Consider the following 9,669-nt stretch of genomic DNA (forward strand, 5'->3'; position numbering starts at 1 on the left):
CAAAAATACCTCTTAGTGAATCAATGGGTGTGATTGTTGGGTGTAACATGTTCAATTCTGGGTATTTAGGAATGTTGTCAACCTATTGATTAATTCTGCATTTTCTGAAGAGAACTTTCTTGCGAATAAGTACTCTGAAGCAATCAATTCGTTGTAATCTTTTTCTTGCCAAGTGTACGGCCAGCCGCGTTCCCAATCGATCAGCCTTTGACAACCATTATATTCATCATTCAAATCATATACACTATTCCGAAACCGTGAATTCCAACATAAGGTCTGGATGAAAAACTCATCTGCTCCGAACGTATGCTTATACAATTCCAACACCATGGTTTTATTCGCTAGCATATACCTTACAAAATCGTTTGTAACACTTACCCAAGTGGAACCCTTCCTGAAATATATTTCTTTATTTCTTAAACAGTCAAAAACGACCAAACATTTTGCGATAATCCTGTCTAACAACCTATAAAATCGGTTGTTCCGCATTTTACTGACAAAAAAATGATACGTTCTGACACGAATATCCGAAAGTGTATCATTGTAAGGGCAAAAACCAATGAATTCTTTGCCAGACTGCATAAAAAAAAGAATATATATACTCTTTTGATTTTAACGGTAAGTCCACGCCTGACAATAAATGATAATAACCATAATGGCTATTATTATAAGCTATTTCAAAAAGCAGATACTCTGCTTCGACTACACTTATATCACCCCATGCGACAGAAATGCGGTGTTCCAACATATATAAATTGCTTTTGCTGCAAATTATGTCCGGAATAGCTTTTGCCGGAACTTTAGCATCAATATGGATGTAGATGTCATTCAATTCATAATCCAATAATGATACCAATGTTTTTAACAAGCTCCAATCTGTGTGGGCAATTATCAAAAAAGCATGTTTTTCCATTGCTCCCATTTTATTTTTCTAAAACCCTCGATTCCTGAATAAAGAATTGTAACTGCATTGATAGAATCTTATTCTAACAAACATCAAGATGCTCTTTCAACCACTCCAAACTTTTCCGGCGTTCTATTTCCAGAGCCCCAAGAGGTTGGGTGAAATCCATTTGTAATGGAGCGTTAAAATACTCATTTGGTGATGAAAAATTCCTATTCTGTAGATGTGTTATTTGCAACAGGTTGGATATGCGGTTATCTTTCATTCCGTCAAGAACGAAAAAACATTTCTTGAAGAGAATGGAGAATGCTACAGCATGAAATGAATCACAACAAATGATGGAAGCATTCTTGCACAAATTAAGAAATTCTTTGGGACCTGTAGCCGTATATATATTAAATTTCCTACCCCATTTCAGCATGGCATTCTTACTTATCAGCCCTTGTGAGATGACAACCTGTTTGTTGTATTTGTCACCTAATGCTTCAGCCATTTCATTGACTTTCTCAGTGAAATTAGGAGAGTAGATAAATACATATTCGCCTTTTATCAAAGGCTTGTCATCTATCAAATTGTCGTATTCTTGGGGATTCAGCAGCAAAGTTGGGTCAAGAACAGAAGCAGTAGGCATCTTGGTTATTTCTCCTATATACCGGGCTCCAACAGCTTCTCTTACACTGATTGCATCATATTGGTTTAATAAATCAATGACTTTCTTTCTATCCTTGTATGTTTTTATGCTTAATTGGGCACCCATACTGGGAGCATAAGCAATACGTTTGCCTGATTTTACAAAAGGCAGGAAGTAAGCATAGTTGAAGTCATTGCAATATACATTCCAGATTTGATCGCTTCCTGATATGTAATAGTCATAATTGAATCCTGCATTTTCCAAGTCTTCCAATGTTCCATATTCATTATAAGACAACTTCAATTCACTATTTAAGAATTGTTCAAACAATCGCTGTTTTTTCAATATTCCCCATACGTATGCCGCTTGTATGATAAAGCGTACACATCTGCCATAAAACGATCCTACCACAAAGATGGGCTTATATTGCCGCTTTTGGGCAGGACTCCGGAAATTAATGATTTCACAGTCATACCCCATGCTCAGAATTACTTGCTGTAAAGCGTATGCCTGAAGCATAGAACCGTAATTATATGCGGCATGGAAAGTGATGATTCCTACTTTTTTCATACAATTAATCTATATGGAAAAACTTTTTTGCTTTGGGTGTCACATAAGATATAATGAATGTACGTTCGGATGCTGTCAGGCCAATGGTATAAGTCAAAATTCCCATAGCTGTGCATGATACGAAAGTGGTAATCAGAAGCCTGCTCCAACCCTCGGTCATATAAACATGAATGCCTAACGGAAAAATAATGGCTAAAGCACTTACGCCCGCAATAGGAAAGACTACGTTCCAAGTATATTGCCTGAATGCGAGACCAAGCTGTTTCTTGCAGAACATAAGCCTGACAATATTCCCAATCATTATGAATATGACCGAAACTATCAATGGAGTTTCAATGGAATAACCACTTTTCAACAACAAATAAGCCACAGGAATAATGAATAGCAATGATGAACTGACTACAATTTGATACCATTTTATATTTCCTGTTGCCATGAGCGAAGTTATCATGGGACCTCCAAAGGCATTTAATAAGGCTTCGATAATAATGATGCGCGTAAACGAAGCAGTCATGGGGGGGACTTCTACTAACCACAAATCCAAAATGAAGTCTGTCTCCATCATGACTGGCAATGCAATGGTAAAAAGCAAAAAATAAGAGATTTTTGAGCTTTTACACATGAGGTCGCAAGTTTCCTCTGATTCATGGGCTGCATATCTTTTGGTCAGTTGTGGATTTACGGCACTCTGAAACCCACCGGTAAGATTTTGTATGGCTCCCGAAACCTGGCAAGATACACCCCGTGCTGCGTTTGCAACAGGACCACCAAACAAATTCATCAATATGTTTATGCCTTGATCTTTTAATAACCATGCAATAGTTCCGAACATATTCCAACCCGTAAATTGGACCATAGAGTTAAAGATTGCCTTATTCCATCTCAAATGAAGCCTGCATTCGGGAAATTGTCGGCTGCAATACATACGGTAAATCATGGCTATTAAAAATTGAAGGAGAAATATGGCGAATCCCCAAATAGAAAGCCTGTCGTATGGATAATAAAAAAGTCCCCAAACAATAAACAGCTTGGCTAAAGTTTCCCCTAATCCTACGTATGCATAAATGTGCATGTGCTCATGCGAAATAATAGCAGCATTGTAAGGTGTCTGTAGTATTCCTAAAATTGTTGTTAGTATTGTGGCCTGAAACACCCAATTGGCTGCTTCCATTCGCACTTCAGGAATATTCAACTGTGTGTTCACAAACCAAACGCCCATCGTTTCCGCCGCAATCAGAACAATGACAGCAATTATGGCATGAATATATACCGCCATATTAAATACTTTGTTAAATTGCCCTTCCGTACCTCTACCTAACTCATAGGTAAGATAGCGTTGTGTAGCCACCGACATTGAACCGTTGATAAAAGACATTAACGAGATGATACCACCCACCACATTGAATATGCCAAAATCATCTACGCCAAGAGCTTCAAGAATCTTGCGTGAAGTATAAAGAGCCACAATCATCGACACGAATGTCCTTATATAAAGGTATATCGTGTTCTTAGCTATGCGTTTGTTATCGGCGTATGACATTGATTATAGGCATAAGCACAGGTTTGAATGATCTGAGTATATTCTTCAAAGACTCAAGAATCAAATCCTTGACTATTACTATTCTTACCGCTTTGTCAAATGGGAAATACGGATATAGCATAGATAAAAGTCTGGCAGATAAACCATTGTGAACCGGGCGATACAATTGTGTATTTCCTTCTACAGCTTCCTCGACACTACGTTCATAAATCCACATATCTGATTTTGCTGCGGCAATCAGCGATTTCCCTTTTTCTGAAGATGGTAACAATACGCTGATACCTTCTGAAATCTCTAAAGGAAGTGATGCCGCATCTTGCAATCCCCAAAAGTCACCAATCGTGACATCGCTTACTCTTTCCTTGCGTGCAAACGGGCAGTGATAGCAACTTTTCCTATAAGATATTCCGTCCAGAAACGCCCTGAAATACGTATCTCCGTAAGGTTCGGAGGAATACACTGTACCGCATCGAGATGTTATCTCGATGCGGAATAGCTGTCCTTTTCTGAAGGACAGCTGTTCCGCGGACGTTTTTAGTATATGATGGATATGCTCATTCAACATCTGTTGCGACGGGACACCATGACAAATCAGGTCCACCAAATACAAATGTTCCGGGATCCATTTTATATAATTTTTCAGTCCAGCTACTTGACAAGGGGTACCGACGAACAGTACTGGTTTCCCGGATTTTAAATCGGCTTTTACCTGACTGAATAATCCCCTGACATCACTTTGCACATATTTCGATCCTTGCAGTTTGAATAAGTTCGACAAAGAGTCTACCCGAATATGGCGGATATGCATTCCTTCAGATGTACAGCCGTAAACAACGCCTCCTTGTCTTATAATATAAGATGAAAACACATGGGCGGCTCCACCGGACGAGCTTGCAAGATATTCCTCCCTATCCTTGTTCCATGCCGCATAAGCTGTGAGAGGGATATTCAACTTTATATTTTCCTCCTCAAACGGACATACCTTCTTACAAGCTCCGCAGTCAACGCAAGCGGTTGTATCTACTTTCGGATAATGAAAGCCTTTTGCATCAGCAATCATGGTAATGCAACACCTCGGACAAATCTCCATACAAGCATTACACCCACAACAATCCTTTTTTTTTCTATTTACTACTGATGATGACATCTATATTTACCTCATAATTCGAGTAAGTACATATTTACCACTAATTTGGTCAGAATCCACTTACGTCTATCCAACCCTATATTTAGGGAAAATATTGGTCTAAACGATTTTGAAAGTGATTATACATTTCATGAATGAGATATTCGAATCTTTGTTGTACTTCTTTCTCATTCCAGCCTGAAACCAAAACATACTTTATTCGTTTATCTTTTGCGGGGATTGGATGTTTCTCTAATAAATCAAACAATTGGACAGCAATTTCGTATGTTTCTGGTTCAAGTTCATTCAAGTTGTCTCTGATATAGTGCAGATTTTCAATAAATATATCGTAAACTGAATCTTGAAATATAAATGTCGGAGCAACAATCGTTATTGTATCTTGTTTTACAACCGAATCCAGAATTTCCTTTTTACCTTTCTCATTTTTAAATTGGTCCACGTATATGGAAATCTTATTTTCCCGTACATTGAACTTCCCTTTATAAGTAATTATCTGGTAATGTTCTTTTAAAGACTTTACCTTATTATATATATGATATTGTTCCAATACCAAATCTTTTGCAACTTCCATCTTTATTTGTGACGTAATATTCTGTTTGTAAAATATTTGTGTTGCAAGCGTTGTACAAATGGCTGTTAATACAATAAGGATTATTTCCCGAAACCAACCGCTTTGAAATTTCTCCCCTTTTTCACGATTGGTTGTTCCTGCCTCATTCCCTTTCATATTTTGAATGTGTATTCTTTTTATTTATCAATTTTTTCCACCATGATGCTTTCTGAAAACGCTTAAAATCATGTGTTTCATTCAAATAGCATTCATAGCTCCATCGGTTATGTATCATCTCATAGATAGCTCCCCAATCGGGTAATTTCCCGATATTCAAGTCATCGATATACAAGTCAGCCTTAACTTTCCTGCAAGGGCTGGTCATATCCGGTTTTACCTGTTCATCCGGATGGTTGGCATTGACGGCATAAAACTCCACGCCCCGGGTGCGGCAATATTCCACCGCTTCTTCCAGCAGTTTCCCTTCACGCACGCTCCATAAAATAAGCAAATGCCGTTCGGCCTGCAACTGTTTCAGGGTGGCAATGGCAAAAGGAATCTCTTTCCCTATCCGCGGGTATCTGTGTTCCACAATCGTTCCGTCAAAATCAACAGCAATAATCATGACATCCGTTTATTATTCTATTGGCAAAAAAGGATAACGAACTGCCAGCGACTCCCGTCCGGTTTCTACAATTTCCTTCAAATCCACAGATATATCCATGCAGTTTATAACAGACACCAGAATTTGATCCGCTTTTTCACATATTATCATCATGTCTTTCATGTCTCCGATATGGGAATCGTAATATATACTCCGGAAATAGCTTCCTGTTTCTTCAAGCAGGAAGAACGCTATTTCCACCGCTTCATCAAAGTTCTTTTTTACCATATCGGATTTCATCCTTGTAACCCACGGCGTGAGATTTTCCGCCATGCCCATTATATCCAATTGATTTTGGGGTGTAAAAAAACAGCCGTCTATTTCCTTTTGAAGCGGTGTGAATGTGACATACGATGATTGCCTGATTTTTTCCAGCTGCTTCCTCCGCAGACGGACATATTCGTCCAGATTCTCGAAACTCTCCTTATATATGCCTCCAATGGCCACTGTCATTCCTCCAATGGAAGTGACCAGGCACTTGTCACGGGAGATTCTGATGCGATATCCTTCAAGGCCGGAAAGGATACCGGAAGTAATCCGGACTAAAGGATTCCCCACAGAATAATAATCAAAGGAGTGGGGCATGAAACGGATACGGGTGGGAATAACTTCCGACACCCGCATGAAAGGTTGCATCACACTGTCAGGTATGGCGGCTATTTCTCCGGTACTGCAATCCTTCACTAAATATAAATTGAAAAAGTTCTCTTTTAAGAATTTTTGAATCCTGTTAGCGTCACCTTGGATAAAGACAAGGCCGGAAATGGTTGCCTGTTCCTCTTTCTTTATCCGCTTGTTCCCACGTTTATAGACGATACTCTTATGAACAAAGATACGGTATTGTTCTGTTTGCAATTTCTTGCTCACAGTTTCTACTTTGGCATGATGGATAAACAAATAGCACCAGGATGTTATCTCCTTGTTTCCGGTATATTTCTTTACCTCCGGATCAGAAATCGTCTCTGGTCCGTTCTCCGCTTTGCCCCCCATGGCGTTAGGTTGAGTTTCTGTACTATACAGTGACATCGTCGCTCAAACTAATTTATGTCTTTGATCCGTGTTGTGCCATCTGGCAGCTGTCGCCCGATCAGTTTTAATTTATAAACAAAACTTAATATTCCGTCCATAAATGTATCCGTTTAAGTGTAAAAAATGTGCTACAGAACCGTCCCATTCTTTTTTGAGCAAGTGTTCTATAGCTCCCTCTCTTCATAAGAGATGTATAATGTGATACATGTGAATAAAACAATCTGATAATAAGCACTTTGCTTTCTTCTAGGAAACTCTTTGCTCAACAGCCTGTTTGGCAGTTTCAAGGATCAGTCCATATTTTATTCCCATTATTTGTTCATTTTTGTGGTTATTCTCAATATTTTGTGTATTTTTGCATTCAATTATACATCTCTTATGAAGAGACGACAATTTTTACTCAACATTATTGTAAAGGTCTCCGCGATGACGCATAGTATACCAGATTAGAAGTTCCTAATTTTGCGGCATATACATTAATAATGATATGACAAAGTCTATGGTTTTAACGGAGTCAACTCCAATTCCTCCTGAATATCCTTTTGTTCAATATTCTATTATATCTGCAAGGATTTCAAAATCAACTTGTTTGCCCTGTCAATGGTGGCGGTATCCAGCGAGGCCAGGTAGATCCTCGTTGTTGTCTCCGAATCGTGTCCCATACCCTCGCTGATCACCGAAATCGGGATGTTCTTGCTCCGGGCCGCGCTGGCCCAGGAATGGCGCGCCACGTAATGGGTCAGGGGGACGGACATCCCCAGTTCCTTCCCAAGAACTTTCAAATGCCTGTTGATACGGTGGGAGGCGTTGATATATTGTTTCCTCTCATCTGTTCCCGGTCTGTCGATAACGGAAAGAAGGTACGGGGATCCGGGGATGTTGTAACGGTCCACGATTTCCTGCATGCACGGCTCCCATTTTATAAGGAGCTGCTGGCCGGTTTTCTTCCGCCGGTATGAGAGGATGCCGTTGTTAAGATCCTTCTTTTTCAGGAACGCCATATCGACCATGGACATTCCTCTTGTATAAAAGCTGAAGAGTAGCATGTCCCTCGCATAAGCCTTTGCGGGCTCAAATGACAGGTCCAATGACTTGAGCCGCTTTATCACATGCAGGGGTACCGCCCGTTTCGTAGTCTTCTCAACTCCGGTATAGACATGTTTGAAAGGGAAACGCTGGACAGTAAGCCCCTTCTCCACGGCACGGTTATATACCGCCCGCAAGTTACGCATGTAAAAGGAAATGGTATTCATGGAAACCCCGCCCGATTCCAGCCATGCCTCGTATGCGACCATCAGATCGGAATCCATATCGTCGGGCAACACATCTCTCCCTTCCATGAACCGTATGAAGCTGTTGAGGGTGGAGGTGTAGGTCTCACTGGTCCGTATCTTGCCCAGGCGTTTCAGGCCGTTTATGACCTCCCGCATGAAGACGGGGAAAGACAGGCTGTAATGTCCGCCGTTAAAGGCGGAAACCACGTCGTCGGCCGTAAAAGCCCCCCTTCTCCGTTCCAGGGTTGTGATGATACCCTCCAGCCTCTCGGTATCCTCCATTATCTTACCCTCCAGCAGTGACAGGTGTTGCCGTCTTCCCTCATCGGACGGAGCGGCGACGATACGGGCCCGCCTTTTGTCCCACTCGGCGGGGAACAGCCTGTATGAGGTGCTAATCTGTCTTGCCACACGTACATGAATCACTTGGTAATAAACTGTACCCTCTTTACCATCCACCGAGGATGGTCTGAACTTAATTTTTACTGTAGCCATAAATTCTTCAATTTTAAATTTTATAGGGTACAAAATTACCAGATACAACAAATTATTGATTTATGCAAAATATTGTATTCTAGTGAATAAAAATCTTCTTATTGACTATAAGGAAGGGGATCGGAAAACACTACATCCTTTTCTGAACGTCAGGAGTAGAATTATGTTGTCATGGAATGGAATCGATGATGACAAATAATAAAAAAACGAATGTACGACATACAAATATCCTCAGTGCCGTACATTCGTTTTTATATTTTTGTCTTGAAAAAAGGTTCTTTGAGTTGATGCAGAATAAAACAGAATATTGTAATTCGATCGTTTCTAAAGTGTTACCTATGATCTATAAAGTGAGTGATAACTATTTTATTTTCAGTTAGACAAAGAATTGATTGTGTTTACTTGTGTAAGTAATATTTGAAAATACAGTAAAAAACAGAATGGTGATAATTAAACGTAAATCGTTTATAATTAAGTATTTTACAAAAATTGCAGAATAGCCTGACCTGCCTTTATCCTCAATAATAACGGGGATTATGAATGAAACTGACGAAGTATGACCCGCATAGTAACCGGTAACTCTGATAAGGTGTCCATTTAGGGATATTCAGTAAATGTTCCTCTTTCTTCTAAATTAAGAGAAAAGTTTTACTTTACGTGAGCTTTTCTCTTGATTTTTTCGTTCAATTCTCCCAGTCTTCTATCTTTTTCATAGAACATTATTTACATATTCTTATTTTTTCTTCCCACCCATGCATTATGTATATATCTTTTTTTAGTGGAAGTTAAAACCTCTCCTCTTTTCCTCTTATTTTAGTCAGATTATGCTGCCTTTCTTTTTTTCTTTTCGACCTTTTCTATCATG

9 protein-coding genes are annotated in these 9,669 nt (G+C 39.5%); all 9 read right to left on the reverse strand.

Translation table 11 applies throughout. The features are described 5' to 3' along the window. Positions 1-51: 51 nt before the first annotated feature. Positions 52-582, reverse strand: a complete 531-nt coding sequence (locus BXY_RS23885) for a beta-1,6-N-acetylglucosaminyltransferase (RefSeq protein WP_205128045.1) — start codon at positions 580-582, stop codon at positions 52-54. Beyond that, the gene (locus BXY_RS23740; RefSeq protein WP_208946856.1) at positions 539-913 is read right to left on the reverse strand and encodes a beta-1,6-N-acetylglucosaminyltransferase; all 375 of its coding nucleotides are present in this window, start codon (positions 911-913) and stop codon (positions 539-541) included. The genes BXY_RS23885 and BXY_RS23740 overlap by 44 nt, the downstream gene beginning before the upstream one ends. A 73-nt stretch (positions 914-986) precedes the next feature. Further along, the gene (locus BXY_RS18600) at positions 987-2,105 is read right to left on the reverse strand and encodes a polysaccharide pyruvyl transferase family protein (protein ID WP_015532652.1); all 1,119 of its coding nucleotides are present in this window, start codon (positions 2,103-2,105) and stop codon (positions 987-989) included. Positions 2,106-2,109: 4 nt separating this feature from the next. Then, the gene (locus tag BXY_RS18605; RefSeq protein WP_233471908.1) at positions 2,110-3,645 is read right to left on the reverse strand and encodes a lipopolysaccharide biosynthesis protein; all 1,536 of its coding nucleotides are present in this window, start codon (positions 3,643-3,645) and stop codon (positions 2,110-2,112) included. After that, positions 3,629-4,705, reverse strand: coding sequence for a Coenzyme F420 hydrogenase/dehydrogenase, beta subunit C-terminal domain (locus BXY_RS18610; RefSeq protein ID WP_015532654.1), 1,077 nt, complete (start codon positions 4,703-4,705; stop codon positions 3,629-3,631). The genes BXY_RS18605 and BXY_RS18610 overlap by 17 nt, the downstream gene beginning before the upstream one ends. Before the next feature lie 169 nt (positions 4,706-4,874). Continuing rightward, positions 4,875-5,519 (reverse strand): hypothetical protein, encoded by a 645-nt coding sequence (locus tag BXY_RS18615; RefSeq protein WP_015532655.1) that lies wholly within the window; start codon positions 5,517-5,519, stop codon positions 4,875-4,877. After that, on the reverse strand, positions 5,506-5,967 hold the full coding sequence (locus BXY_RS18620) for a BT0820 family HAD-type phosphatase (protein ID WP_015532656.1): 462 nt from the start codon (positions 5,965-5,967) through the stop codon (positions 5,506-5,508). Before BXY_RS18620 ends, BXY_RS18615 begins: the two co-directional genes overlap by 14 nt. Positions 5,968-5,979: 12 nt before the next feature. After that, a complete protein-coding gene (locus BXY_RS18625) occupies positions 5,980-7,032 on the reverse strand; it encodes a transcriptional regulator (RefSeq protein WP_149921999.1) in 1,053 nt (350 codons plus the stop codon). 560 nt (positions 7,033-7,592) lie between these two features. After that, the gene (locus BXY_RS18630; protein WP_015532658.1) at positions 7,593-8,804 is read right to left on the reverse strand and encodes a site-specific integrase; all 1,212 of its coding nucleotides are present in this window, start codon (positions 8,802-8,804) and stop codon (positions 7,593-7,595) included. Positions 8,805-9,669 lie beyond the last annotated feature (865 nt).

It is taken from the genome of Bacteroides xylanisolvens XB1A (assembly GCF_000210075.1).
Classification (GTDB): domain Bacteria; phylum Bacteroidota; class Bacteroidia; order Bacteroidales; family Bacteroidaceae; genus Bacteroides; species Bacteroides xylanisolvens.